Raw genomic sequence first — 26,990 nt, forward strand, 5'->3', positions numbered from 1 at the left:
TGTCGTTCCTCAATATTTTCAAATTTTTATTTTGGTTATGGTCGAAATATTTAACAATAAACTAGTCAATGAAGAACTCTTAATTGAGTTGCTACAATCATTCGTGTTGGTTAGTATAGTTCAATTCCGAATAGTCTATTCTAAATAGAGTAGAATAAATTTTAAAAATACAATTATGACAAATAGTTCAAAAGATAAGAAGAGCAACCTGAACGCAAATAAATTGGTTGACATCAAGATACCTTATGATTGCTGCTGGATTCCTCTTTCAACTACAATGTGTAGTACTGATCCAACGTTCGTTGTTCAAAAAAAACCAATGATGATTGTTGTTGGGTTGGAGTGTTGGGAACTACAGGGTGCACTATGGATGAACCAAGCTTAAATAAATCCTCCTTAGAACAAAATTTAACAGATAACGATTGTTGCTGGGTTGTCGTTGCTACTACTAGCTGTACAACCTAATGCCTTATTATGCAATATTTCTAACTTAAAATACGCTAAACTTTATGTATACTGTAAATAACATTCATCACTTTTTATTGCAAGAGAAATTAATTGATTCAGATACGGTTGTATTTGGTGATTTCGAAGTAACAAGCATTAATAGGAGGAATCAAAATATACAAGTTACAACGCTCACAGATCCTAATTTCTTGATTAAACAAGTTAAAAATTTAAAATCTGAGAATGCTCAAACCTTGAAAAGAGAAGCTCAATTCTATGACTATTTTTCAAAGTCACTTCCTAGTCTAAATAATTACCTGCCAGAAGTTAAGTATGTTGATTTGGAAAAAGTAATCCTAGTTATGACTTTTTATAAAGATGCTATTCCGCTATGGAAGTATTACAATGAAAAGACGATTGAAAAATTTCCTTTGAAAACTACTGAGACTGTAGGAAGGTTATTGGGTGAGGTGCATAATGCATTCACTAAAGAGGAAATAATGAAAGATAAAAGATTAGATTTTTTGAACGATGAATTGCCCTTAATTTTTAATTTGTATAAACCACATCCCAAACGCCTTTCTTATATAGGTCGTGGTGGTTATAATTTTATTAAACACATTCAAAAAGAGGACGATATAATGATTGCATTTAATAATATTCCATCTATTTGGAAGAAGAATGCTTTAATCCATGGAGATATAAAATTAGACAACTTTATTATTCTCAATCCTGAAGATCCTGCTAGTAATCAATTGAGATTGGTAGATTGGGAAATGCTTCAATATGGCGATTTTGCTTGGGACCTTGCCGGTGTATTTAATGATTTTGTTTTTTGGTGGATAATTAATATGCCTGATAATGAAACACCTGAAGAAATGGTAAAAAACGCAAAATTTTCTTTCGACAAATTACATCCAGCCATAAATGTTTATTGGGAAAGTTATTGTAGTACAAGAGGCTTAACGTTTAAAGAGAACATAGAATTATTAGAAAAAGTAACCCTGTTTTCTGGCTTCAGGTTATTGCAAACATCTTTTGAAATCTCTTCAAAATTTGATGCTATTCCTCATATCGCACAATTGTTTTTAAATATGGGTAAAAGCATTATTAGAAACCCAGAACTCACTCAAGAAAAATTATTTGGAATATCAAAAAAAGAATTGATATCATGATAAAAACGAAACTTCACAAAGACATTCAAGAGGTATTAAATGCTGTTGAAATTTTAACCGAGACCTCTTACAATATCAAAGATATTCAAAGAGATTTGACTCAAATAAAATTAAAATCAGATGATGGAGAGGTACTTCAAAAAGACCCTAAGAGAAATGATTTATTTTTTAAAGAAATTCTTAGATCCGATATTTATAATCAACTATACAAGTTTAATGTTCCAGATAAAAACAGCTTTTTGGGAGAAGTAATGAATGGTAACTTTTTAGAAAATTTATCCAATGCAAATAATGGTTCAGGAACTTGGGAAGATAATTGGCTAATTGTAGGCGAAGAATTCAGTACTGGGAAAATAATTGTGAAGAAAAAAGATATTATGTTTTGGGTTAACAAAGATGAAGTAATAAGCAGTAATGAATCTTATGTTAACAACACACCATGCCTTGTGAAAATAGAAAAAGAGATTAAAAACTTAAACCCAAGTTTTTATATGGTATTTGGAAATACGAATAAGGAGAAAATTAATAAATTTGAAAATCAATTAACCCGTTTCTATTGGAATTTAACTCCTACAGGTGCTATTAAATATATAAAACTTGTTACGGAAAGATTAAACGAAAAAAAATGTTGTTTCCGTACTAAAGTACTTTCTAATCCTCAAGAATACAATAGATCAGATGCTGGAGTTTTATATTTAGATACAAGCCAACTATCAGTCGCTCTTCCAATTATTATGGAGATTTACAACGACCTTAAATCTTATTTAAAAGACAAAACACCACTCTTTTCAAAACAGCTTGCTAGAGGCTTAAGTTTTGCCGAAGACCCACAAGATGGTAATAGTTTTGGGATTTCGAGAGCAGAAATTATAAGTGATACCTTATATGATTGCTTTCAAAATAAAATTTTATCAAAGAATGAAATTTCTAATGAAATCTGTTCTTCGTTTTTATCCAAAGGAATTAATCCCAACTATCCATATTGTTCACAATCAAAATTGGACAACTATGAAATTTTATTAAACTCAATAATCTTAAATTAAACGATGGAGACACTTCAAATAGACTCTACTAAAGAAACCTTATTAAATGCTGCTTTAGAGATAGGAGATCATTTAATATCTACAGCAATTTGGGACTCAACTTCAACATATTGTACCTGGAATGGTGCTCGTGATATTCAAGATGCTCAAATTGCAAAATACTCAAAAAGAGTTTCGATTTTGAGTCCTGAATTTTATAGTGGAACTGGTGGAGTTGCTTATTTTTTAATAGAACTTTACCACAACACACAAAATGAGGAATATAAAAAAATTGCTTTAGGAGCATGGATGAGATCCATTAATTACATGAGAATTAATGACTTTCCAGCTTCTTCTATTTCTTTTTATGCTGGAGATTTAGGCTTAATTTTTGTTGGTTACAGATTTCTTGAAGTAGATAACAGTCTTGGTGAGGCCATTCAACCACATTTAGATTGGTTGATATCTAACTTAAAAAATGGTTTAAATGATAAACATTCTTTAGATATTATAGGAGGAAATGCAGGAGCTATTCCTGTTTTACTAGAATTAAAAAGAAAGTACAATTTAGATATTTTTGAAAAAGTAGCAACCGATTGTACTGAAGAATTAATAAGCCTTGCACAATGGAAAGATGATATGTGTATTTGGTCATCTCATAAAGTACATGGCGTAGAACTGGATACGCCTCCTACCACAGGTTATTCTCATGGAGCATCTGGTTTGGCAGTAGCGTTGTTAGAAGCTTATCAGTATTTTGGAGATAACAAATACCTTAAACATGGAAGAGGATCATTTACTTTCGAAAACTCCTTATTTAATGACGAAGAAGGGAATTGGGTAGATACTAGATATCCACATGTAAAACGAAATGGAAAAATAACTGGAACATTCAGATCTGCATGGTGCCATGGCGCACCAGGCATTGCTTTAGCTAACCTAAGGGCAGCATTCTTAGATACGGGTAACAGTGAGCTTTATTTTGAAAAAGCTCGCATCGCTATTAATACAACAAAAACTTTGTTATTGGAAAAAATAGAATCACTTCCTGAAAAAGATGCAACGCTATGCCATGGGATTTTAGGTTTGTCGGATATAATTTTTAGTTATGCTCAAAAACTAAATAACGAAGAGCTGATGTCATTTTCAAGAGCAATTACTTTAGATTATATTTCCAAATTTAAGAATGTTATTTCATTGCCATCAGGTATTGTTGCCGGCGGTTATAATCCATCTATTATGGTAGGACTTTCTGGTATTGGATTACATTGTCTAAGATTATACTCTAATGAAAATATAAGTAGCCCATTAATTTGTGTATTATAGAGTAGAGGTTTGTCTTTATCAACTTTAGGATTGGTTTTGTTAAACTCATTTTTTAATCATGAATTAATAACTGTTATTTCTAATAAAATATTAGGTCTCGAAGAATTAAATATTTCAAACTTTAAAACCTGAGTTCGACGTAAGGAATTAATAAAAAAGAGTTAATTGTGAAGATTTTTCTGTTTCAAATTTAATGCTAGGTTTCTTTTCTTGAAAAGAATAAGCCATAAGACTAGCTACTAAATTAGTAATGAAATTAGCAAAACTTCTATGCCTAGAATGCTCCGCGTGAGCTATATTTTTAAGTTGATCATTTATAGTTTCTATAACAGACCGTTTTCTAAGTAATATTTTATCTCTCATGGTCATTATCACATTTTTCATATTGTTTCTAATACCCGTTATTAGGTGCAACCCTTGATCGAATAGTAAAGCCGATAATTGCTTAGATATATAACCTTTATCTGCATATAAACTCCCAAATATTTTCTTTAAAAAGTGGTCTTCTTTTAAAGGTGTTCTGTCATCCACATTGGCTTGAGTAATAATAAAGTCAAGGAGTTCGCCTTTATCATTGACAATAACATGAAGTTTAAAACCGTAAAACCATCCCATTGTAGATTTACCAATAGTTGCAATCCCTTTAAATACTTTATTCTGACGTATACGTTTCTTTTTACAGGCTCGTATTGGTGTTGAATCTATAAAAGAAATACCAGTACATTTACCAAGGCAACACATTTTCATAAACAGGGTTAGTGGTAGTATATTAGCTTGCATAAGTTCTACAAAACGATTATAAGACACTGTATTTGGGAACTCTTGCTTTAAATGTTTTTGCACATAGAAAATATAGAAGTGCTTGAAGGTTCTTATACCACTTAAATGAAATAGAACGGTAAGGCTTACTATCTCACTCATAGACATTGTAGATTTTCTATTTCTGCTCTTTTTACCAGTGGAAAGCAGTCTTTTTCTTAAAGCTGGCTCAAAAACAAGGCAAAAATCATCAATAGAACAGAAAATTTCAGTAATTTTATCATTAGAAATCATAAGCAGGATGTTTTTTAATATATTGAAAAACAACACTTTAATATGCTAAATATTCTGCTTTTTTCGATACTAAAAAACCTCTTTTCTTACGTCGAACTCAGGTTTAAAAGTTATCCTAATCTAGTTAAAGATGTCTTAATTATTGAAAGTAAAGATAATATTAATTCTATTTTAATATATAGTGCTAACGGATAGTTGGTTAAATAAACAAAAAGCTTGGGTAAATGTTTTAATAATAAAATCGATGTAAGTAAACTGCAAAAAGGCATTTATTAGATTAAATAATGATCAAGGAATTCTAAATCAAAAATTTATTAAGGATTAAAACGACTAATCAAAAACATTCCGCTGTGCGAGAGATTTTCCGAAGAAAAAACCAGCAATAACTCCAACAACTTCAGCAATTACAAATCCTGTTTCTTTTGGTAAGCCAAACGTAACAAAGGCTGTTGCTAAAATCATAATTCCAGCTACACTATAAGCAGGAATCATACTCGTTTTAGAAATTAAACCAGCGACAAACATACCAGTTATAATGCCCATAAAATGGCCTATAACCACAAATATTTTCGCGCCAGTTGGAATACTAGCCATATTATTTTTTATCCATTCCATATCACTAGGATCTGATCCTTTTGGTAATGGAAAAAAAGTATGTCCAAGAAGGTTTTCGAAAAGATGAACAGCTAGTGCTGCGGCTATAAATCCTACGATAGTGGCAACTATATTTCTAAGCATGATTGTTTTATTTTTAGCCTTATTAAAGAGTGTGTTAAAGCAATAGAAAACTAAATTTACGAAATAATTATTGAATATGTTTTATTGTGAAATAACTTAGGAAGCATTTCAGTCTGTGCCTTTGATTATAGTCACGACATGAGGTCGTACTTCGTTCTTGAGATGACCGATGAAGAAATGAATGCTAAACCGGTTGTGTTTTCTGACCTTTTTATGCTTACCGATGGTTTCGATAGCCATGGTTATGGAAAATAAGTAGTACTTGTTAATCAATGGACTATAACCCAATTTCCTTTAGTTAATAAGGTTTTTTTTTGTTTAATAAATATTTAAAAAAAATAAACAAAAAAACACATATATTTAGATTTTTTCATTCTATCGACGTATTTTTGCCGTACTATGAAATTAACATTTAAAGAAATATTAATGAGGTCCAGACCAAGATTCTGGATGTATGTTCTGGGAACGTTTTTAATAGGTGTTATGTCTTCAGGCAATCTCTTTTTACATAGCGATTTTACGACGCTCCTTTTAATAGTTTTTGTTCTGTTTTTTTCGCTACCGGCGAACGTCCTTATTTACGGTGTTAACGATATCTATGATTATCATACCGATATTTATAATGATAAAAAGGTGAAATACGAAACGGTTTTACATCCTGAAAAGCATAGTAAGTTTTGGCTAATAATAGCACTAGTATTACTTCCTTTTTTGCCTTTACTCTTTATCGTTAATGTGCCAACAATACTCGCCTTATTGTTATTTCTTTTTACAGGGTTATTTTATTCGGCTACACCAATACGTGCTAAAACAAAGCCACCTTTAGATGTTGTTTTTTCTTCAATTATATATGTGTCGCCTGCATTAGTAGGGTTTTTTGTCACTGGAAACACAAACATACAATGGTTTGCCGTGCTTGGTGGTATTATTTGGGCTTTTGGTATGCAAACCTATTCTGCAGTTCCAGACATTGAAGCAGACAGAAAAGCGGGATTCAATACATTGGCTATTATGCTTGGTGAGAAAAAAGCCTTGTGGTTTTGTTTAATGGCTTATTTTTTTTCTGCTTGTATTGGTTTCTACTATGTAGGAGTTATAGCCGCTGTCTTTGGTGTTGTTTATATCTCAATAGTGTTATTAAGTATTTATAATCCGTCAAAATTGTTTAAATATTATACTTACTTTCCTCTTATCAATGTGTTAACGGGAGCCCTTTTGTTTTTCTCTATGTTTTTTAAGGAAATGATGTTATAAGGATTCTAAAGGTTTTGCTGTTTTAATTTTCTGAATACGTTTGTAAACGAGTTCTGCTGAAATTAGGCAGATGGGCATCCCAATTCCAGGACTAGTACTCGCGCCAACATAATACAGGTTTTTAACTTTTTTACTGTAATTTAAAGGACGTTTTAGCGTCTGTTTTAAAGTGTGAGCCAAACCTAGAGCGGTGCCCTTATAAGCGTTGTAATCTTTTTTAAAATCGTCTCCCCAATACGAACGCTCATAAACAATATAATCTTCAATTTTAGGAAGGTTCAAATCCGTCTTCATCAGGTTTAAAATCTTTTTTCTATAACCGCTCATATCAGCTTCCGTAAGATTAAGGCCAGGAGGAATTGGGACTAGCACGAATAGATTATCGGTTCCTGGTGGTGACAATTCCGGATCTGTTTCTGTGGGCTTACAAATGTAATAACTAGGGTCGTCTGGAAGTTGAGGTGTATCAAACAACTCCTTAAAATTCTGTTTCCAATCAGCTCCAAAACGTAGGTTGTGATGACTTAATAAGTCTATTTGTCTGTCCAAACCAAGATACATTATAAAAGCACTCGGACTCAAAACAGCTTTCTCCCAATACTGTTCAGGATATGTTTGGTAGCGTTTTTCTAATAATTTTGTTTCGGTGAACCATAAATCGGCATTAGAAATAATAAGATCTGCTTTTAGAACCGCTCCATCTTCTAGTTGCACACCAACAGCATGTTTGTTCTCAATGAGAATTTTGGCCACTGGTGCATGGGTTATAAATTGTGTGCCATGCTTTTTATTAATATTTACAAGTGCTTTTACTATTTCATAAATGCCGCCTTTAGGATAGTAAACACCCATATTAAAATCTATAGCATTCATTATATTGTACATCGCAGGTGTTTTTGCGGGATCGGAACCAAGAAACACTAAAGTGTATTCAAGAATTTTTTTTAGACGATCACTCTTAAACCACTTATTTAAATACGATTGCATCGTTTGAAACGGATTGAGTTCTATCCCTTTTTTTATAACTTTCCATTTTAGAAATTCCATTGAAAATCCAAGATTGCGATACATAAAGGTGTCTTTGGCCATCTCGTATTGCGCACCAGATTTTTTTAAATACGCTGTGATTTTAGGCGTAACACCAGGTTCTAAGGTTTCAAAAAGTGGTAAATCTTTTTCTAAGTCTGAATGAATATCAACGACAGGAAGTTCTTTATCGTTAGAAAAGAATACACGATATGAAGGAGAGAGCTTTATTAAATCCAAATGATCTGAAATATTTTCATCTAGAAGTTTAAAATACTGTTCGAACACATCTGGCATTAAATACCAAGACGGACCCATATCAAAAGTGTAACCTTCGGCTTTAAAAATATTAGCACGACCACCGAGGTTCGCGTTTTTTTCAATAACGTTAACCTCATAACCTGCTTTGCTTAAAAGTGCCGCAGAACCCAATCCTCCGATACCGGAACCAATAATAATCACTTTCTTTTTCATGGTCACAAAAATAATGAAGACTAGAGTGGTTAGAAAGAAATTAAGAAGGAATTAGTAAAGGGAATGTAAAACTAAGCACAAAAAAAACCTGATAAGAATTATCAGGTTTTAAATAGAGTAATTTTCATTTCTAAAGAAACGAAAAAGAATATAAATGTAGCTTTTTTAAAGTTGTAATATTAATTAATCAGTAACCATAACCCATTCGCCTTTAGAAATTAAAGGCTCGGCTTGTTTGTATTTTACGGTTTTGTTTTCTCCACTCATAACATGTTTGATGGTTACTTTGTCGTTACGTCCAATTTTTGGTTGGTCGCGAACAATAGTTTCCACGACTTGTCTTTGCTGTTGCGTATTCCCAGCTTGCCTGTTTTGTGCAGAACGTTCATCAAGATTCTGAATGTCATCCTTTTGAGCTTGTAAATGATCTCTTCGTTTAGGCTGCTTTGCTTCGCTAATGGTATTCGTGTCTTCACTTGGTAATTCTCCCTTAAACAAAAATGAAATAACATCTTTATTTACGAGATCAATCATCCCTTTAAACAATTCAAAAGCTTCAAATTTGTAAATTAATAAGGGATCCTTTTGCTCATGTACAGCTAATTGAACCGATTGTTTTAACTCGTCCATTTTACGTAAATGCGTTTTCCAAGCATCGTCAATAATGGCAAGTGTAATATTTTTTTCAAAATCGGTAACGAGCTCTTTACCTTTAGATTGGTAGGCACGTTCTAAATCTGTTACAACTTGTAAGGTTTTAACACCATCTGTAAATGGCACTACAATACGCTTATATTTATCACCTTGATTTTCGTATACATCTTTAATAACTGGAAAAGCAACTTCTGCATTGCGTTCCATTTTGCCTTTATAATGAGAGAAAGCAGCAGTGTAAACGCGTTGCGCCAAGTCCGTTGCCGATAGTTTTCCAAATTCAGATTCAGTAATAGGAGACGGCATAGAAAAATAACGAATCAATTCGAATTCAAAGTTCTTAAAATCACTTGCGCCTTTGTTGGTTTCTGCAATGCCTTCCGAAGTATCGAAAATCATGTTTGCTAAATCCACACGTAAACGCTCACCATTTAAGGCATTGAAACGACGTTTGTAAACGACTTCACGTTGAGAGTTCATAACATCATCATACTCTAGTAAACGCTTACGAACACCAAAGTTGTTTTCCTCTACTTTTTTCTGCGCACGTTCAATTGATTTAGAAATCATAGAATGCTGAATCACTTCACCTTCTTGTAATCCCATTTTATCCATCATTTTGGCAATACGTTCACTACCAAATAATCGCATTAAATTATCTTCTAAAGACACATAGAATTGAGAGCTCCCTGGATCTCCTTGACGTCCAGCACGACCTCTTAACTGTCTATCGACACGACGCGAATCGTGACGTTCTGTACCAACAATGGCTAAACCACCAGCAGCTTTTACTTCGTCACTTAATTTAATATCTGTACCACGACCGGCCATGTTTGTAGCAATAGTTACTTGTCCTGCATTACCAGCTTGTGCTACAATATCAGCTTCTTTCTTGTGTTGTTTTGCGTTTAAGACGTTGTGGTCTATTTTACGAATACTTAACATCTTACCTAGAAGTTCCGAAATTTCAACGTTGGTTGTACCAATTAAAACGGGACGCCCTTGTTGTGATAATTTGGTTACTTCTTCAATAACAGCATTATACTTTTCACGCTTCGTTTTGTAAACTAAATCTTCTTTATCTTTTCTAGCAATAGGTCTGTTGGTTGGTATTTCTACGACGTCTAATTTATAGATCTCCCATAATTCGCCAGCTTCTGTAACAGCGGTACCTGTCATACCAGACAGTTTACGATACATTCTAAAGAAATTTTGAAGTGTTACCGTTGCAAAAGTTTGCGTTGCATCTTCAATTTTTACATTCTCTTTTGCTTCAATCGCTTGGTGTAAACCATCGCTATAACGACGGCCATCCATTATACGGCCCGTTTGCTCATCTACAATCATTACTTTATTCTCCATAACAACATATTGGTTGTCTTTTTCGAATAGAGCGTAGGCTTTTAGTAATTGATTTAAGGTGTGAATACGTTCAGATTTTACACCAAACTCTCTAAATAATACTTCTTTGAGGTTTGCTTCTTCTTCAGATGCTAATCCTTTAGTTTCAATTTTAGCAATTTCAATACCAATTTCTGGCATAACGAAGAAATCTGGATTGTCTTTTCCAGAGATATATTCTACACCTTTATCTGTTAATTCAATTTGATTATTTTTTTCTTCAATAACATAATACAAAGCTTCGTCAACCTTTGGCATCTCACGATTATTGTCTGCCATATAAGTGTTCTCCGTTTTCTGAAGGATTTGTTTAACACCGTCTTCACTTAAAAACTTAATTAATGCCTTGTTTTTTGGAATACCTCTGTAAACTCTCAACAATTGAAAACCACCTTCTTTAGTATCGCCATCTGCAATTAATTTTTTTGCTTCGACTAAGGTTTGTGTTAATTGCTTGCGTTGCACAGAAACAATATCCTCAACTTTAGGTTTTAAAGCATCAAATTCATGCTCATTTCCTTTTGGGATTGGGCCTGAAATAATTAATGGTGTTCTAGCGTCATCAACTAATACAGAATCGACTTCATCTACAATAGCATAATGGTGACGACGTTGTACTAAGTCGTCTGGCGAATTTGCCATATTATCACGTAAGTAATCGAAACCAAATTCATTGTTTGTACCATAAGTAATATCAGAATTGTAGGCTTTTCTACGACCATCACTATTGGGTTGGTGGTAATCGATACAGTCAATGGTCATCCCATGGAATTGGAAAATTGGTGCCATCCAAGCCATATCACGTTTCGCTAAGTAATCGTTTACAGTTACTAAATGCACACCTTTTTCGGCTAATGCATTTAAGTAAACTGGTAATGTCGCTACTAAGGTTTTTCCTTCACCAGTTTGCATTTCAGCAATTTTACCTTGATGTAAGGCAATACCACCAATAAGCTGAACATCGTAATGAATCATGTCCCAGGTAATTGGTTTTCCAACGGCATCCCAAGAGTTAGACCATGTTGCTTTTTCGCCATCTAAGGTTACATAATCTCCCATTCCAGAAACTTCTCTGTCAAAAGGACTTGCAGTTACTGTAATTTCTGTATTATTAGTGAAACGTTTTGCTGTTTCTTTAACTACAGCAAAAGCCTCAGGTAATAGTGCGTTTAATGTTTCTTCAACAGCTTCGTAAGCTTCGTCTTCGATTTTGTCAATCTCTTGATAAATATCTTCACGTCTGTCTATATCTTCCGTAGCATCTGCTTCTTCTTTTAACGTGTCTTTACGAGCGTTAAAAGGCTTACGCGTTTCAGCGATAACAGCTTTAAATTCGTCAGTTTTAGCTCTTAACTCATCGTGAGATAAGGCGCCAATGGCAGCTTCAAAGGTTTTAATTTTATCTACTAAAGGTGACATGGATTGCACATCTTGTTTGGATTTATCTCCAACAAATACTTTTAGTATGGAATCTAAAAAACTCATAGTTTTATGTTTTATATTTTGATTGTTATGTTTTATCTGTGTAAAACAGAACAGTTATTATTTTAGTTATGTGGCGACTATCTCAATGAGTTCAGTCGAAGTGCCTTTATCTTTAGTGTTTTTAATACTCAAATTTTAAGGGCTTAAATATACGTTTTTAGCTGTGGTTGGCTAAATTTTAAACCACAAAAAAAGTCTCTAATGGAGACTTTTTTCTTTCTTTTTAGTGTTTAAACGTAGCGTTGCTGCGTCTTATAATTGTTGAAACGTTGCTGTGCAGCGTTTTAGCAGTATTAGAGCCTATGCAAAGCATAATGTCTAATACTCGTCCTCGTTCCAGAGGTAGTCTTCGTCTGTTGGGTAATCAGGCCAGATTTCTTCGATAGAATCGTAAGAATCGCCTTCATCTTCAATAGCTTGTAAATTTTCAGTCACTTCTAAAGGTGCTCCAGTTCTAATCGCGTAATCGATAAGTTCATCTTTAGTAGCCGGCCAAGGTGCATCACTTAAATGAGATGCTAATTCTAATGTCCAATACATTTCTTAATAGGTTTTATTTTTTGCAAAAATAAATTTTTAGTTTTAATAGGCAAGAAAAAAGAGGATTATTTTTCAGTAATAAAAAAGAACGTCATTTTTCACTGAAACTATTTGATAATAAATCTTTTGCAGTGTTATTTAATCACAGGACCTAAGATTGTCTTTCTGTTTAGCGTTTAATGCTTTTCAGGAATCCATTTTACTTCGTCTGCTTGCAAGTCATGAGACAACTTTCGTGCCAATACAAATAGGTAGTCAGAAAGACGGTTTAAATAGATTAAAGCTTCAGGTAAAAAGGGTTCTATTTCGTTTAATGCGCTGGCTAAACGTTCGGCTCTTCTACAGACACAACGTGCTACGTGACAGAATGACACCGTTTGATGACCTCCAGGTAATACAAAATGCGTCATTGGTGGTAAGTCTTCGTTCATAGCATCCATTGCGTGCTCTAGAAGTGTTATGTCTTCTTGTGAAATTTTATTGATGTTTAAACGCTCTTTTCCATTTTTTAAAATTAATTTCTCTGGATCTGTTGCTAATACAGCTCCAACAGTAAAGAGTTTGTTCTGAATTGTAATTAATATGTCTTTGTAGTGTTGATTGATATTTTGGTCGCGGATAAGTCCTATATGTGAATTTAATTCATCTACAGTGCCATAACTATCAATTCTAATATGATGTTTTGGTACACGAGTGCCACCAAATAATGCTGTTGTTCCTTTATCTCCTGTTTTTGTATATACTTTCATGGTAACGAAGTTAAAAGTTATTAGTCGAAAGTTAAAAGTTTTGAGGAGAAAATATTTTTCTGCCTTCATATATTTATTGAACACTATTTTTACCCATAAGTTTAATATGTGATGCTCCTTCTTTCAGTGGCAGGAAGGTGGATGCTGTTTTAACAGAACTCGGAAGTTTTGTGATAAATGTATGGCGGCTTAATAAATAGTATAGATTTTAGTTTCTATAGGCTTTAACGTCTCTTTTTTTGAATTCTCAATCGAATGTTAAATTCATTATTAGCTTTAAAAGTAAGCAGAGTACTAACTCATGATTGGTAGTAAGTAACCATGTTATTTTAAATTTATTATTATAAGACTAGCGTAGAACTTGTAATTATTGCGATTCGAGGCCAAGGAATAGTAAAAGGTTTATTGATTTAAGCGCTTATTGCCTTTCTTCTTTTTATAGCTGTCTTTATAAGCAGTGTTTCTTTTTCTTGGAATACCAATAAACGCAATGATTAGTAGTGTTGTAATTGTGAAAATTATAAGCATGATTATATTCTTATAGTAAAATGCTCCTTTTTTTGTTCTTTCCTAAAAAACACAATGCCCCACATAAAGGTATCTATCGTTACGGTAACTTGTGGATGTTTTTTAATGGTTTCCCAAGCTTCAGTCATGCCTTTAGACCAATAAATATCATCAAAAATAAATACAGACGCGTTAGTTGCTGTTGGTAACAAGGATTCAAAATAATCCAAAGTGGCTTGTTTTTGATGGTTACCATCAAAATAAATAAGATCGTAGGTTTTAGATGTTAAAGGCCTAATGACTTCACTAAAATCACCAGTAAGTATTTCAATGTTTTTTACGTTGAATTGCTTAAACGTCCCTTTTGTAAACGTCGAGATATTTGGACAGCCTTCAATAGTGGTGATTTTAGCTTTTGGATTCCCAAGGTGCATGGCATGTGTTGCAATACCTAAAGAAGTGCCTAATTCAAGAACCGTGTTAATTTTAAAGTAATCTAATAAACGAAATAATAGTTTTGTTTCTTTTTTTGAAGCGCCTACTTTTTGTGCCATTTTAGAAACAGAACGTTGGTTAGATTTAAAAACACGACTACCAGAACCTAAATCTGTGACATCAATTTTGAGCTTGCTTTTTCTTAATGTTTTACCGTATAATGCAATTTGTTTGTAAGAATTGTAATTAGTTTTATCATAAAAGCATTTAGTAATTAGGTTGTATACAAAAGGAGAATGCACGCCATGTTGGTTTGAAGAGCGCAATAGAAAGGTTATGTAGGAAATTATTTGATGTAGCATTATGTTTCAACAAAAGTTGTAATTTATTTAATTTCTCTTTCTTTTCTATTTAACATTCAACACTATCCCATAAGAGTAAGCAACTGCATACTGAACACTGCCTACTTTTTTTCCTACCCTTCCATTTTCTCAGTTAATTCTAACCAACGCATTTCTTTTTCTTCAATACCGTCGATAACAACTTTTAGTTTACCGGATAATTCATTGATTTCAGCTGTAGATAATTCTGGATTTAGAAACTTCTTCTCCAATTCAGTTTTATCAAATTCTAGCGTTTTTATTTTACTTTCTAAGTTCTTATATTCTTTTTGCTCGTTATAAGACAACTTTATAGTGCTGTTTTTTTTCCAGTTTTTCTTTTCCTTTTTCTCTTCTTCAGAAATTGCTGAAATTACAGGTTTACTATCGTCGTAAGCTCTAAAATCACTATAGTTTCCTGGGAAATCTTCAACAATACCTTCGCCTCTAAATATAAATAAATGATCCACTATTTTATCCATAAAATAACGGTCGTGAGACACAACTAATAGACAGCCAGGGAAATCTAATAAGAAACTTTCTAACACGTTTAAGGTTACAATATCTAAATCGTTAGTCGGTTCATCGAGAATTAAAAAGTTAGGGTTTTGTATTAAAATAGTACAGAGGTATAGGCGTTTACGTTCCCCACCACTTAGTTTTTCTACAAAATCATATTGTTTTTTTCTATCGAATAAAAAGCGTTCCAATAATTGTTGCGCACTAATTTGTTTTCCTTTTTTTAATGGAATGTAATCGCCAAACTCACGAACCACATCTATAACCTTCTGATTGGGTTTTGGTGTAATTCCTGTTTGCGTGTAATAGCCAAATTTTACCGTTTCTCCAATTACTATTTTCCCGGAATCTGGCTGCGCACTTTGTGTTAAGATATTTAAAAAAGTCGATTTGCCAGTTCCGTTTTTTCCAATTATACCAGCACGTTCACCTTTTTGGAACATATAATTAAAACCATCTAAAATTACTTTGTCCTTGTAGGATTTTGACACCTTTTTTAATTCTACAATTTTACTACCTAAACGCTCCATGTTTAGTTCTAATTGTATTTCGTGGTCTTGTCTGCGTTGGCTTGCCTTGTGTTTAATTTCGGTGAAATCGTCTATTCTTGATTTCGATTTTGTTGTTCGCGCTTTGGGCTGGCGACGCATCCAAGTTAATTCTTTTTTATAGAGTTGTTTGGCTTTTCCGGTCTCTGCCGTTTGCTGTTCTATTCTGGCTTCCTTTTTTTCTAGGTAGTAAGAATAGTTTCCTTTGTATGAAAATAATTCACCGTGATCCAATTCTATAATTTCGTTGCACACACGCTCTAAAAAATAACGGTCATGCGTTACCATAAACAAGGTGATATTTTCTTTGGCGAAAAAGTCTTCTAACCATTCTATCATTTCAAGATCCAAATGATTCGTAGGCTCATCAAGTACTAAAAGATCTGGTTTATTAATTAAAGCATTCGCTAAAGACAATCGCTTTTTTTGTCCTCCAGACATGCTACTTACTTTTTGCTGTAAGTTGTCGAGCTTCAGTTTAAAAAGAATTTGCTTGTATTGCGTTTCAAAATCCCAAGCATTCTGGATGTCCATTTGTTCGAATGCTACTTGATACGCATCAGCATCTTCAGGATTTAAAAGCGCCTTCTCGTAATTTTTTATAACATCAAGAATAGGGTTGTCACTGTTAAAAATAGTGTCTTCAACGGTTAATTCGCTATTTAAATAAGGTTCTTGAGGTAAAAAAGAGACTTTAATATCTTTTCTAAAAATAACATGACCAGTATCCGGCTCGTCAGTTTTTTCAAGAATATTTAGTATGGATGTTTTTCCTGTTCCGTTTTTAGCTACAAAAGCTACTTTCTGACCTTTGTGAATGCTAAACGAAATGTTCTCGAAAAGTGTAAGCGCTCCATAAGATTTCGATATGTTTTCTACTGTGAGATAATTCAAGGATTGTTTTTTTTACAAAGAACGGGTAAAAAACCAAAAAACGAGACAAATGTTTTATTATTCACGGTGAAAAACTATATTTGCGTTAAATCAATGGTCCAAAATGAATCGATTGCTATTCGGTATTGTAATTATTATATTTAGTGTGTTATGTACCTCTTGTATTACTAATAAGGATGTGGTTTATCTACAAGATAAAGGCACAGTTGTTAGTGATTCTTTGCAACTAGTAGAATTATCAAAACCTTATCGCGTTCAAATTAATGATATTTTAAGTGTTAATTTTAAAGCGGTGGATTCTGAGGTTAATAAATTATTAGGAATTTTTCAGCCTGTTTCAAAAGTCGGTGGAGCATCGGGATTATATTTTAGTGGTTTTTCTGTAGATTTGCATGGTAATATTGAATTTCCAATTTTGGGTAAAATAAATGTTTTAGGCTATACTACAGACGAGATTAGATTAAAAATTAAAGACGCCTTGTTTGAAAAATATTTAAAAAAAGAGGCTCAGGTTTTTTTAACTGTAAAATTATCAGGCTTACGTTATACAGTTACAGGAGAAGGTGCTAATGGAATATTTACGTTGCAACAAGATCGTGTTAATATCATAGATGCTTTAGCAAATGCTGGAGGTATGGCTAATACGGCAGATCGTACAGATATAAAAATTATAAGACAATATCCTCAAGGACAGAAAATTCACAGTATTGATCTTACGGATATTGCGGCATTGAAATCCCCATATTATTTTATTCAAGCTAATGATATTATTATGGTTAAACCTTTAAAACGTAAGGCGATAGGCGCTGGAGAAACGGCAACACAAACCTTAAGAACGGTAGCTTCAATATTTTCTGTTATAGTTTCCACCTATTTTTTGGTAAAGAATCTTTAAATTTTAGTTTATGAATGATGAATTTGATTTATCAGAGTCTTCTCAACCTGCTTTCGATATCAAAGCGTTTTTATTTCGAGCTTTACGCTATTGGTGGTTGTTTATTATATGCATTGGTATTGGTTTATTTTTTGCACACCAACAGAATATTAGAAAGCAACAGTCTTATAGTTTAGGTACACAAATATCTATAGTCGATAATACTAATCCGCTATTTACGTCAAATACAAGTTTAACCTTTAATTGGGGCGGTGTTTCTGGTAAAGTAAAAACAATAGTTACCATTTTAAAATCGCGGTCTATTCATGAGAATGTAGTAGATAGTTTGGACTTATATGTCTCTTATTTAAAGCAATCACGCTTTAGAAAAGACGATATTTATAAAAGCGCTCCTTTCGAGTTTAACTTAACGCCCAATACAAACCAAATACTTAATACCCCTATTAAAGTAACGTATTTAGGAGCAAATACTTATGAGCTAAGTTTAATTAGTGAGGCAGAAGAGTCTATAGTAGTAACTACTCAAAACTTCACAGACAAGACCAAAGGTGTTATTGATGTGTTGCCTAATGAAAGAATCTTTACGTTTACTTCTGGCGATACCATAAATCTGCCTTTTATCCATGGCGTTATTAATATTAAGGACAATGCCGTTGTGGCCCCAAATAGTGACTACTTTTTAGAGTTTCAAGATTATAATACTGTGGTTAGTAAGTACAGACGTAAATTAAAAATACAAAACCCTAAAGCTTCTGCTATTCTTAATTTAAGTATGACAGATTTTAACAAGAGAAAAATTGTCGATTATTTAAACGAAACGGTTAAAGTTGCAGTTGCAGATGAACTAACACGGAAAAATCAGTTTGTAATAAATACAATAGCATTTATAGATAGTCAATTAAATCGCTACAAAGAAAAAATTGTTAAAGACACAGACTCTTTAAATGATTACAGACAAAAAAATAAGATTTTTAATTTAAGTGCTGAAGCATCTCAGGTTAGTAATGAATTAATTTCTTTAGAGTTGCAAATAGACGCGCTTGATATGAAATTACATTACTATGCGCAATTAAAAAACTATTTAGAAACCAGCGATACGTTTACAAATTTTCCGGCACCTTCAACAACAGGAGTTGGTGAAGCTAGTATTTTAAAGAATATTTCTCAAATAAACACCTTATCTGTTCAAAAAGCGAAGCTTCAAGAATCCGTTATAAGTGATGCAGCTATATTTGATGATTACAATAGTCAAATAGAGGCTTTAAAATTGGTGCTGTTAGAGAATATTAGCGCAGCAAAGAACGGTATTAAAAGAGACAAGGTGTTTGTAAATTCTAAAATAGCTGGTGTTAATACAGAGCTTAGAAAGTTGCCTAAATTACAACAGGACTTATTTGGGTATAGACAACAGTTTTCTTTAGACCAACAAACCTATAATCTGTTTCTATCAAAACGTGGCGAAGCAGATATATTAAAATCAGCTACGGTGTCAGATGTTTTAGTAATAGATAAAGCTAAAGACACAGGCGCGAGAGTAACAGACTTAAAATTACAATCGGCCTATATATTGGCTAGTGTCATAGGCGTATTTCCGCCATTATTATTAGCCTTCTTAATCACTTTTTTCGACAACAAATTACATAGTCCAAAGCAATTAGAAACAGAATCCAGTATTCCTGTGTTAGGTGTTGTAGGCTTGAACACATTGGACAATAACTTAGTCGTCCATAGAAAACCAAAATCTACAGTAGCAGAAGCCTTTAGAGGTATTCGCTCAAGCCTACAGTATATATACAAAAAACACGAATTAGAAGGCACAAAAACAGTTATGGTAACTTCGTCTGTAAGTGGAGAAGGAAAAACTTTTTGTTCTATAAATGTAGCGACCGTCTTTGCGCTAAGTGGAAAGAAAACAGTCTTGGTAGGCTTAGATTTAAGGAAACCTAAAATTTTTGGAGATTTTGATATTAAAAATGATATTGGTGCCGTTAACTATTTAATCGGGCAAATGGACTTAGAGCAAGTCACGCAAAAAACAGAAATAGAAAATTTAGATGTTGTCACTTCTGGTCCAATTCCTCCAAATCCTTCAGAGCTATTAATTGGAGATAAAATAGATACGTTAATAGCATCTTTAAAAGAAAAGTATGATTATATTGTTTTAGATACACCTCCTGTTGGCTTGGTTTCTGATGCTTTAGAACTTACTGAGTATGCAGACGCTACACTATATGTTGCAAGGCAAGACTACACTAAAAAAGGAATGCTTAATTTAATTAATGATAAGTATAAAAAAGGCGAAATAAAAAATATTAGCCTGGTCTATAATGGTTTCGATCAAACTGGAAAATATGGTTATGGCTACGGTTATGGCTACGGTTACGGTTATGGTGCGTATGGGAATGGGTATAATGAAGACGAAGTCAAAAAAAAACCAATACTAAAACGTATCAAAAGTCTCTTTAAAATATAAATATGCATAAGTACCATACTCAAGATTTATCTCAGTATCGTTTTCTTATTACAGGAGGCGCAGGTTTTATAGGCTCTAATATTGTAAACTATTTAATAGCTAATAATGCAAAGCATGTAAGAGTATTAGATAATTTTTCTAATGGTTACAAGTCTAATATTCAAGAATTTATGGACTGTTCTAATTTTGAGCTTATTGAAGGCGATATCCGTGATTTAGAAACTTGTAAGCACGCCATGCAAGATATAGACTATGTGAGCCATCAGGCAGCTTTGGGCTCAGTACCACGCTCTATTAACGATCCTATAACATCAAATGCCGTAAATGTGTCTGGGTTTTTAAATATGCTTGTCGCTTTAAAAGAAAGTAAAACGGTTAAACGTATGGTTTATGCCGCATCAAGTTCTACTTATGGAGATAGTAAAAGCTTGCCAAAAGTAGAGGAGACTATTGGTAAACCACTCTCGCCTTATGCGGTTACTAAATATGTAAACGAGTTATACGCAGATGTTTTTTGTAAAACTTATAATACTGATATAGTAGGCTTACGTTATTTTAATGTTTTTGGTCCAAAACAAAGTCCTAATGGCGCTTATGCAGCAGTTATTCCATTATTTATGGAAGCTATTAAAAATAATGAGCCTGCAACTATTAATGGCGATGGAGAACAAACTAGAGATTTTACCTACGTTGATAATGCGGTACAAGCTAATATTAAAAGTTTTTTCGCTTCCAAAGAAGCACAAAACCAAGTGTTTAATATCGCTTTTGGAAAACGAATAAGTGTCAATGCACTGTGGGAATCTTTAAATGTTTCAGCAAACAAAAACATAACCGCTAATTATGGTCCTACAAGACCAGGTGATGTAAAAGATTCTTTGGCAGATATTAGTAAAGCACAACGTCTTCTAGGTTATAAACCTAAATATTCTGTTGAAGAAGGCTTAAAAGAGACTTGGAATTATTTTAAAAAGACTATTAATATTTAAAGTGACTAGTTTTTAATTAAGTTGTAATGGTCATGTTAAAATAAATAAATTTGGAAGTAAAAATTTATCAAAAAGAAAACAAACTAAGCCTGTTTAAGTTGCTTAAAGAGAGTTTAATGGATATTTATAATTCTCGTTTTTTAGCCAGGCAAATGGCAGAACGCGATATTAAGGCACAATACCGGCAATCTTATTTTGGGATCCTATGGGCTTTTATCACGCCTTTAACAACGGCTTTGGTATGGATTATTTTGAATATAACAGGAACCATAAAGCTTACAGATGCTGGAATGCCTTATCCATTATTTGCATTTACTGGAACACTAATGTGGTCTATTATAACAGAATCTATTAATTCACCAATGCAAAGTACCAATGGTGCACGAGGTATTTTAACAAAAATTAATTTCCCAAAAGAAGCTTTAATTATTTCTGGAATTTATAAATTACTATTTAACACCAGTATTAAATTACTATTGTTGGTGTTTTTTTTGTTTTACTTTAAAGTCGTATTAACTTGGTACTTGCTACTCATTCCTTTGGTGATTTTTGGAGCGGTCTTATTTGGTACAACAATAGGCTTATTTATTACACCTATTGGATTATTGTATGGAGACGTCAATAAATTAATTAAATTTGGGTTACAATTTTTAATGTACGTAACGCCTGTGGTGTATGTGATTCCAAAAGACGGCATCATGAAAACCATAATGGAACTCAACCCAATAAGTCCAATTATTTTAACCGTTAGAGATTTAATACTTGGAGTAGAGTTTAATTCTATTACATATTTAGTAATTGTTTTATTATGCTGTTTGCCATTATTATTTTTGGGTTTAATTATTTATAGAATTTCGATTCCAATTATTGTAGAACGTTTAAGCGCCTAGTTATGAAAGAGAACGATGTTTTAATAAAAGTAGAAGGCCTAAGTAAAAAATTCTGTAAGGATTTAAAAACCAGCCTATGGTATGGTGTTAAAGATTTAGCATCTGGTATACGTGGGAATACAAGCGAACGCGAATTGCGCCCTAAAGAATTTTGGGCAGTTAAAGATATTAATTTTGAGTTGCGTCGTGGCGAGTGTTTGGGTTTAATAGGACACAATGGAGCAGGAAAATCGACGCTTTTAAAAATTTTAAACGGATTAATTAATCCAGATGCAGGTAAAGTAACTATTAAAGGCCGCGTTGGCGCATTAATCGAGCTAGGCGCTGGTTTTAACGGCATTTTAAGTGGTCGCGAAAACATCTATAATAATGGTGCAATCTTAGGGTTTACCAGAAAAGAGATTGATGGTAAACTGGACGAAATTATTGCATTTTCAGAGCTAGAAGAATTTATAGACATGCCGGTTCAAAATTATAGCTCAGGCATGAAAGTACGATTGGGTTTTGCAATTGCGGCACAAATGGAACCGGATGTTTTGATTATTGATGAGGTATTAGCCGTTGGTGATATGGCATTTGCAATGAAATCTTTTAATGCTATAAGTCAGATATTAAAAACGTCCGCTGTAATTTTCGTAAGTCATAGTATGCCCTTTATTTCCAGGATTTGCGATAATGTCATTTTAATGGATAAGGGGAGTATTTTGTTGAAAACTGAAGATGTAGGTATTGGTATTCAATCGTATTTTGATAAACAAAAACAGTTAGAATCCTTAAATTTTGGCAATGAAAATATTAATCTTAATTTTGTAAAAATATATTCAGATGATGAAATTGTTGATGGTATTATTGAATATGGAAAAAAGGCAGTATTTGAAGTAAATGTTAGTTCTAATACTGGATATAAAAATGTTAAAGTGGCTATACTTATTTACAATATGGCACAAATTAATGTAGCGCTATATGAATCTAGTTATATTGATATTGAAGGAACAAATAATCAGGATTTTAAGTTTGATTTTGGGAAAAGTTTTTTGTCTAGGAGTAATTATTTTATCACAGTTCGTTTTGATAATTTTGAAGATGGTAAGTCGCTTGTGATATCAAATTATGTAAACTACAGAAAATTTCAAGTTACAGGAGAGGAAAGAATAGTTTTTGCGCCACTTTATTTAATAGAGGAAAAATGAATTTATTTAAAATTTTAAAGAATAATAATAAAGATAAAGTAGGGTTGTTCATTTTAGGAGCACAAAAATGTGGTACTACTTCATTGCATTATTATCTTAGTCAACATCCTCTATTTTTGGGTTCACAACCAAAGGAAACTGATTTTTTTAGCTATGATAGGTATTATGAAAAAGGTGTCGATTTTTATCATAAATTTTTTGATTTAAATTTAAAGCAGAAGAGGTTACTTAAGTTTGATTCGTCAACTGAATATTTGTATATCCCATATTGTGCAGAAAGAATAAAAAAATATAATCCTAATTCGAAATTTATCATAATAAAAAGAGACCCAGTTAAAAGGGCGATTTCTGCTTATAAAATGTATAAAGCTTTGAGTCAAGGTGAACTATGGTCAGAAGCTTATTTTAACAGGATTAAAATGCATAGTAGTGAATTTGAATCTAAAATGTTGAAATTATTAGTTAGAAAACCGTTTCCGGAATTTGCCGATTTAATTAGAGAGGAAGTTAGTTTAACTTCTACAAGTAACAATGAATTTATATATGAACCTAGTCTTATTGCTCGAGGAAATTATGAACATCAAAAAAAACGATTTCTACATTATTTTCCTAAAGAAAATATATTTGAAATTGATTTTGAAAGATATGCTGAAAATACAATCGAAGTGCTAAATGAGGTATTGGGCTTTTTAGATATAAAACAAGATTTTTTTGATGAAAGCTATGACTTGTCTATCCAACTTAAATCAAGAGAATCTTTTTTTCTAGATACTGATGAATATATTTCTTTTCGTCATTTGTTTAATGAAAATTATAGAAATAATGAAAATGATAGTTAAGTCCCCAATTACATCTGGAAAAACAAAATTATTAAAAGAAATTCCAACAAGTTATTTGAATTTTCTATATCAAGAAGGCTTGGGTTTAACATTAGAAGATTATTTTAAAGAAATTGATAGCATTTGTTTATATCAATGCTTAGATACAGGATACAAATTCTTTTTTCCTTTCAATCTAAGTGGAAAAGAATTATTTTATAAGAAACTTGAATTGAATAAGTGGTATTATCAAGAATCTAAGTGGGAATATGATGCTGCCAATTTATTTATCAAAGAGGGAGATAGAGTTTTAGAGGTTGGTTGTGGTAGAGGTCACTTTTTATCTCAATTAAAAAAAAGAGATCTTGAAGGCATAGGTTTGGAGTTAAATAAAGAGGCCATTGGTTTCGCAGTTAAGAATGATATTAAAGTGTTAGATAAATTAATTGAAGAGTACGCAGAAGAAAAACCTGAAAAGTTTGATGTTGTATGTGCTTTTCAATTACTTGAACACATATCGGATATTGGTTCATTTTTCACACAATGCATTAGTTTATTAAAACCAAATGGGCGATTGATTTTTGCAGTACCAAATAATGAGGCCTTTTTCTTTAATCAAAGTAAGATACTTCCCGAAAATAACGTTAGATATATTAATCAATTGCAAACTTTAGCCCTTAATTTGCCTCCTCATCACATGGGGCTTTGGGATAAAGACGTTTTTAGAAAAGTAGCTAGTAATAACTTAAATTTGGAGTTAGTGAGTATAAAAGAAGAGCCAGTAAACAGCGGGAGAAAGGAATTAAATACTGAAATACTTAAAAATATTGGCATAAAAAATAGATTTTTAAATAAACTTAATAAGTTTATTTATAGAAAAAGTTTAACAAAAGGTGATAGCTTATTGGTAGTTTATGAAAGAAAATAGAAGTTTATTAATTATTTCTTTCATGAGTGGTTTTCCATGGGGAGGAAGTGAAGAATTATGGTTTAAGACAGCGACTCATGCATTGTTGGAAGGAAAAGAAGTTAAAATATTGATAAAAAAATGGTCAAACGATCATGAAAATATTAATATTTTAAGAAGTAAGGGAGCTCAAATTTTTTATTTGGGTGAAAAGAATCCTGAACAAAAAGGATTTATTCAAAAAATTTTCACTAAAAAATTAAAGAAAAGAAATATTCCTTTTAAGGATTTGATTTTGGATGGTGTAGATAAAATTTTAGTAAGTCAAGGTGATACATTTTCTACTTTTGGTAATACTTTGTTTCAAGAGTTATTAAAACTAGATAAATCAGTTTATTTAATTAGTGAGCATTTATCAGATACTGGAATTCCGAGTACCGAAATTAGAAAGATTGCAAGAAATTCATTAAACAGAATAGAAAAGTTTTTTTTTGTTTCTAATCGCTCGCTTGAACTTACTAAAAGGTATTTGAATTCTAGTGGAGATAATTTTCTTTTGGTTAATAACCCTGTAAATCTAAAAGATAAAAAGATAGTCGAATACCCAAAAAACAAAACACTAAATTTTGGTGTAGTTGCTAGATTAGATTGCAAATTTAAGGGGCAAGATATTTTATTAGAAGTTTTAAGTCAAGAAAAATGGAAGAAAAGAGATTGGTCTTGTAATTTGTATGGAAGTGGTGTAGATCATCAATATCTAGATGATTTAATTTCAACCTATGGTTTAAATGATAAAGTAGTGATTAGAGGTCATATTAAATCTGTAAAGGGTATTTGGCGAAAAAATCATATTTTGGTTTTATCATCAATAAGTGAAGGGACACCTTTATCCTTAATTGAAGCACAAATTTGTGGGCGAGTAGCTATAGGAACAGATGTAGGAGGGGTTTCTGAGGTTATCCATGATAACATAAATGGATGGATTGCTCAGGCACCATTAAAGAGTTATTTAGACGATGCAATGGAAAGGGCATGGAACGAAAGAGACAAATGGGAGCAAATGGGTAAAGTTGCTCATGACATGGTAATGAAAAGGTATGAAGAAGATGCTGGTGAACAATTATTCAATATAATTTTTAGTAGATAGATGTACCTCAAACAAATTGATGCTCTTAGGGCTTTTGCTGTTATTTTTGTGATTTTTTCACATTGGGGACCGCAAAATGAGATGGTAATGAAAATATTGCCTTTTGGCTTTTTAGGTGTAAATCTGTTTTTTGTGATAAGTGGTTTTTTAATTACACGAATCCTACTTACAAATCAGAATTTAAAATCATCTACTAATTGGACCATTATTAAGAGTTTTTATATTCGAAGGACTTTAAGAATTTTTCCCTTATACTATTTAACACTATTCTTTTTTGTAATTATAAATTATCAAAACATAAGGTTAAATTTAAATCCTTACTTATTTTATTATTGTAATTTTAATTATTATCTTGACAATAGAATGCATGGTCAATTGTCTTCCAGATGGTCTTTGGCCGTAGAGGAACAGTTTTATTTAATATGGCCATGGATTATTCTTTTTATAAAAAAGATAAGAATGCAACAATTTTTAATTTTCACAATAATTTTAGCTTTTTGTTCAAGAACAATTCTGGTTCTTTTATTTCCGGAAAATGAGTTTGTTCAGTTTTTAATGATATCTAATTTGGACTCACTTGGTGTCGGAGGTTTGTTGGCTTATTTATCTATATACAATATTGAAATATTCAATTACCTCAATAAGGGATTGGTTATATCATTGATTTTATTTTTAGGTATAGCTATGCTATTTTTATATTCTTTTTATCGTTTTAGTGAAACACATACTGGAGTTATTCCTATAAACTTAAAAGCGATTGGGTGTACATTAGTAAGTTTCGGTATTGTAATAAGAGTCGTTAATGGAGTTAGAAGTCGACTCGGTAGTATTATAATGACTAATAAAGCATTAGTTTTTCTGGGAAAGATAAGTTATGGCTTATATCTGTATCATAGTATAGTATATTTATTAATGGAAGAACTAAATTTTAAACACTTTTCTAGTTTCTATACCAAAATATTAGCAATACTTTTATTACTTGTAATATCTTCATTATCTTGGTATTGCTTTGAGAAACCTTTAAATAATTTTAAAAAATATTTTTTATATTAAA

Annotated in this window: 22 protein-coding genes; 13 read left to right on the top strand and 9 right to left on the bottom strand. The window is 32.2% G+C overall.

What is annotated here, in order from left to right; translation table 11 throughout:
- Positions 1-509: 509 nt before the first annotated feature.
- Genes RH82_RS01605 through RH82_RS01615 form a run of 3 tightly spaced genes read left to right on the top strand, consistent with a single transcriptional unit; the run spans position 510 to position 3,970 of the window.
- Entirely contained in the window at positions 510-1,622 is a 1,113-nt protein-coding gene (locus RH82_RS01605) for an aminoglycoside phosphotransferase family protein (protein WP_034057501.1), read from the top strand.
- A complete protein-coding gene (locus tag RH82_RS17570; RefSeq protein ID WP_052158149.1) occupies positions 1,619-2,665 on the top strand; it encodes a T3SS effector HopA1 family protein in 1,047 nt (348 codons plus the stop codon). Before RH82_RS01605 ends, RH82_RS17570 begins: the two co-directional genes overlap by 4 nt.
- Before the next feature lie 3 nt (positions 2,666-2,668).
- Positions 2,669-3,970 (top strand): lanthionine synthetase LanC family protein, encoded by a 1,302-nt coding sequence (locus RH82_RS01615; protein ID WP_034057502.1) that lies wholly within the window; start codon positions 2,669-2,671, stop codon positions 3,968-3,970.
- A 147-nt stretch (positions 3,971-4,117) separates the two neighbouring features.
- Here the strand turns inward: RH82_RS01615 and RH82_RS01620 are convergent, their stop codons facing one another.
- Positions 4,118-5,023 carry an IS982 family transposase gene (locus RH82_RS01620; RefSeq protein ID WP_034057504.1) on the bottom strand — a complete coding sequence of 302 codons (906 nt, stop codon included), beginning with the start codon at positions 5,021-5,023 and terminating at the stop codon, positions 4,118-4,120.
- A gap of 330 nt (positions 5,024-5,353) precedes the next feature.
- Positions 5,354-5,761: a hypothetical protein gene (locus RH82_RS01625; RefSeq protein ID WP_034057506.1), complete on the bottom strand. Its 408-nt coding sequence runs from the start codon at positions 5,759-5,761 to the stop codon at positions 5,354-5,356.
- Positions 5,762-6,187: 426 nt separating this feature from the next.
- On the opposite strand from RH82_RS01625, the gene RH82_RS01630 reads away from it, so the two are divergent.
- A complete protein-coding gene (locus RH82_RS01630; protein ID WP_162182438.1) occupies positions 6,188-7,015 on the top strand; it encodes a prenyltransferase in 828 nt (275 codons plus the stop codon).
- Here the strand turns inward: RH82_RS01630 and RH82_RS01635 are convergent.
- The 7 genes from RH82_RS01635 to RH82_RS01660 form a co-directional block, all read right to left on the bottom strand.
- Positions 7,010-8,515: a phytoene desaturase family protein gene (locus RH82_RS01635; protein ID WP_034057509.1), complete on the bottom strand. Its 1,506-nt coding sequence runs from the start codon at positions 8,513-8,515 to the stop codon at positions 7,010-7,012. The genes RH82_RS01630 and RH82_RS01635 overlap by 6 nt on opposite strands.
- 183 nt (positions 8,516-8,698) lie before the next feature.
- Positions 8,699-12,055 carry a preprotein translocase subunit SecA gene (gene secA / locus RH82_RS01640; protein ID WP_034057511.1) on the bottom strand — a complete coding sequence of 1,119 codons (3,357 nt, stop codon included), beginning with the start codon at positions 12,053-12,055 and terminating at the stop codon, positions 8,699-8,701.
- A 318-nt stretch (positions 12,056-12,373) separates the two neighbouring features.
- Positions 12,374-12,595, bottom strand: coding sequence for a DUF2795 domain-containing protein (locus tag RH82_RS01645; protein ID WP_034057512.1), 222 nt, complete (start codon positions 12,593-12,595; stop codon positions 12,374-12,376).
- A gap of 176 nt (positions 12,596-12,771) precedes the next feature.
- Positions 12,772-13,344 (bottom strand): cob(I)yrinic acid a,c-diamide adenosyltransferase, encoded by a 573-nt coding sequence (locus RH82_RS01650; RefSeq protein ID WP_034057514.1) that lies wholly within the window; start codon positions 13,342-13,344, stop codon positions 12,772-12,774.
- 402 nt (positions 13,345-13,746) lie between these two features.
- Entirely contained in the window at positions 13,747-13,872 is a 126-nt protein-coding gene (locus RH82_RS18980; RefSeq protein ID WP_262494835.1) for a hypothetical protein, read from the bottom strand.
- Positions 13,873-13,874: 2 nt separating this feature from the next.
- Positions 13,875-14,648, bottom strand: coding sequence for an O-methyltransferase (locus RH82_RS01655; RefSeq protein WP_034057516.1), 774 nt, complete (start codon positions 14,646-14,648; stop codon positions 13,875-13,877).
- A 113-nt stretch (positions 14,649-14,761) separates the two neighbouring features.
- The gene (locus RH82_RS01660) at positions 14,762-16,627 is read right to left on the bottom strand and encodes an ABC-F family ATP-binding cassette domain-containing protein (RefSeq protein WP_034057518.1); all 1,866 of its coding nucleotides are present in this window, start codon (positions 16,625-16,627) and stop codon (positions 14,762-14,764) included.
- A 103-nt stretch (positions 16,628-16,730) separates the two neighbouring features.
- On the opposite strand from RH82_RS01660, the gene RH82_RS01665 reads away from it, so the two are divergent.
- Genes RH82_RS01665 through RH82_RS01705 form a run of 9 tightly spaced genes read left to right on the top strand, consistent with a single transcriptional unit; the run spans position 16,731 to position 26,989 of the window.
- Complete coding sequence (locus RH82_RS01665; protein ID WP_034057519.1) at positions 16,731-17,522, top strand: polysaccharide biosynthesis/export family protein; 792 nt, start codon at positions 16,731-16,733, stop codon at positions 17,520-17,522.
- 10 nt (positions 17,523-17,532) lie between these two features.
- A complete protein-coding gene (locus RH82_RS01670; RefSeq protein ID WP_034057522.1) occupies positions 17,533-19,995 on the top strand; it encodes an exopolysaccharide transport family protein in 2,463 nt (820 codons plus the stop codon).
- 2 nt (positions 19,996-19,997) lie between these two features.
- Positions 19,998-20,984: an SDR family oxidoreductase gene (locus RH82_RS01675; RefSeq protein ID WP_034057524.1), complete on the top strand. Its 987-nt coding sequence runs from the start codon at positions 19,998-20,000 to the stop codon at positions 20,982-20,984.
- A 50-nt stretch (positions 20,985-21,034) separates the two neighbouring features.
- Positions 21,035-21,874, top strand: coding sequence for an ABC transporter permease (locus RH82_RS01680; RefSeq protein WP_206420395.1), 840 nt, complete (start codon positions 21,035-21,037; stop codon positions 21,872-21,874).
- Between the two features lie 2 nt (positions 21,875-21,876).
- Entirely contained in the window at positions 21,877-23,064 is a 1,188-nt protein-coding gene (locus RH82_RS01685; RefSeq protein WP_034057527.1) for an ABC transporter ATP-binding protein, read from the top strand.
- Positions 23,061-23,903: a sulfotransferase family protein gene (locus tag RH82_RS17575; RefSeq protein WP_052158150.1), complete on the top strand. Its 843-nt coding sequence runs from the start codon at positions 23,061-23,063 to the stop codon at positions 23,901-23,903. Before RH82_RS01685 ends, RH82_RS17575 begins: the two co-directional genes overlap by 4 nt.
- The gene (locus RH82_RS01695) at positions 23,887-24,810 is read left to right on the top strand and encodes a class I SAM-dependent methyltransferase (protein WP_162182439.1); all 924 of its coding nucleotides are present in this window, start codon (positions 23,887-23,889) and stop codon (positions 24,808-24,810) included. Before RH82_RS17575 ends, RH82_RS01695 begins: the two co-directional genes overlap by 17 nt.
- A complete protein-coding gene (locus RH82_RS01700) occupies positions 24,797-25,936 on the top strand; it encodes a glycosyltransferase (protein WP_034057529.1) in 1,140 nt (379 codons plus the stop codon). The genes RH82_RS01695 and RH82_RS01700 overlap by 14 nt, the downstream gene beginning before the upstream one ends.
- Positions 25,937-26,989, top strand: a complete 1,053-nt coding sequence (locus tag RH82_RS01705) for an acyltransferase family protein (RefSeq protein WP_034057530.1) — start codon at positions 25,937-25,939, stop codon at positions 26,987-26,989. It abuts the gene before it with no gap.
- The last annotated feature ends 1 nt before the right edge of the window (position 26,990 follow it).

Origin of the sequence: Lacinutrix jangbogonensis (assembly GCF_000797445.1) — a bacterium.
GTDB classification, from domain to species: domain Bacteria; phylum Bacteroidota; class Bacteroidia; order Flavobacteriales; family Flavobacteriaceae; genus Lacinutrix; species Lacinutrix jangbogonensis.

Excerpts from the sequence above, each read along its gene's own strand:
- RH82_RS18980 (WP_262494835.1), bottom strand. The coding sequence starts at position 13,872 with ATGCTTATAATTTTCACAATTACAACACTACTAATCATTGCGTTTATT.
- RH82_RS17575 (WP_052158150.1), top strand. The coding sequence starts at position 23,061 with ATGAATTTATTTAAAATTTTAAAGAATAATAATAAAGATAAAGTAGGG.
- RH82_RS01705 (WP_034057530.1), top strand. The coding sequence starts at position 25,937 with ATGTACCTCAAACAAATTGATGCTCTTAGGGCTTTTGCTGTTATTTTT.
- RH82_RS01625 (WP_034057506.1), bottom strand. The coding sequence starts at position 5,761 with ATGCTTAGAAATATAGTTGCCACTATCGTAGGATTTATAGCCGCAGCA.
- RH82_RS01655 (WP_034057516.1), bottom strand. The coding sequence starts at position 14,648 with ATGCTACATCAAATAATTTCCTACATAACCTTTCTATTGCGCTCTTCA.
- RH82_RS17570 (WP_052158149.1), top strand. The coding sequence starts at position 1,619 with ATGATAAAAACGAAACTTCACAAAGACATTCAAGAGGTATTAAATGCT.
- RH82_RS01695 (WP_162182439.1), top strand. The coding sequence starts at position 23,887 with ATGAAAATGATAGTTAAGTCCCCAATTACATCTGGAAAAACAAAATTA.
- RH82_RS01645 (WP_034057512.1), bottom strand. The coding sequence starts at position 12,595 with ATGTATTGGACATTAGAATTAGCATCTCATTTAAGTGATGCACCTTGG.
- RH82_RS01635 (WP_034057509.1), bottom strand. The coding sequence starts at position 8,515 with ATGAAAAAGAAAGTGATTATTATTGGTTCCGGTATCGGAGGATTGGGT.
- RH82_RS01620 (WP_034057504.1), bottom strand. The coding sequence starts at position 5,023 with ATGATTTCTAATGATAAAATTACTGAAATTTTCTGTTCTATTGATGAT.
- RH82_RS01665 (WP_034057519.1), top strand. The coding sequence starts at position 16,731 with ATGAATCGATTGCTATTCGGTATTGTAATTATTATATTTAGTGTGTTA.
- RH82_RS01650 (WP_034057514.1), bottom strand. The coding sequence starts at position 13,344 with ATGAAAGTATATACAAAAACAGGAGATAAAGGAACAACAGCATTATTT.
- RH82_RS01700 (WP_034057529.1), top strand. The coding sequence starts at position 24,797 with ATGAAAGAAAATAGAAGTTTATTAATTATTTCTTTCATGAGTGGTTTT.
- secA (WP_034057511.1), bottom strand. The coding sequence starts at position 12,055 with ATGAGTTTTTTAGATTCCATACTAAAAGTATTTGTTGGAGATAAATCC.
- RH82_RS01615 (WP_034057502.1), top strand. The coding sequence starts at position 2,669 with ATGGAGACACTTCAAATAGACTCTACTAAAGAAACCTTATTAAATGCT.
- RH82_RS01630 (WP_162182438.1), top strand. The coding sequence starts at position 6,188 with ATGAGGTCCAGACCAAGATTCTGGATGTATGTTCTGGGAACGTTTTTA.
- RH82_RS01670 (WP_034057522.1), top strand. The coding sequence starts at position 17,533 with ATGAATGATGAATTTGATTTATCAGAGTCTTCTCAACCTGCTTTCGAT.
- RH82_RS01685 (WP_034057527.1), top strand. The coding sequence starts at position 21,877 with ATGAAAGAGAACGATGTTTTAATAAAAGTAGAAGGCCTAAGTAAAAAA.
- RH82_RS01675 (WP_034057524.1), top strand. The coding sequence starts at position 19,998 with ATGCATAAGTACCATACTCAAGATTTATCTCAGTATCGTTTTCTTATT.
- RH82_RS01605 (WP_034057501.1), top strand. The coding sequence starts at position 510 with ATGTATACTGTAAATAACATTCATCACTTTTTATTGCAAGAGAAATTA.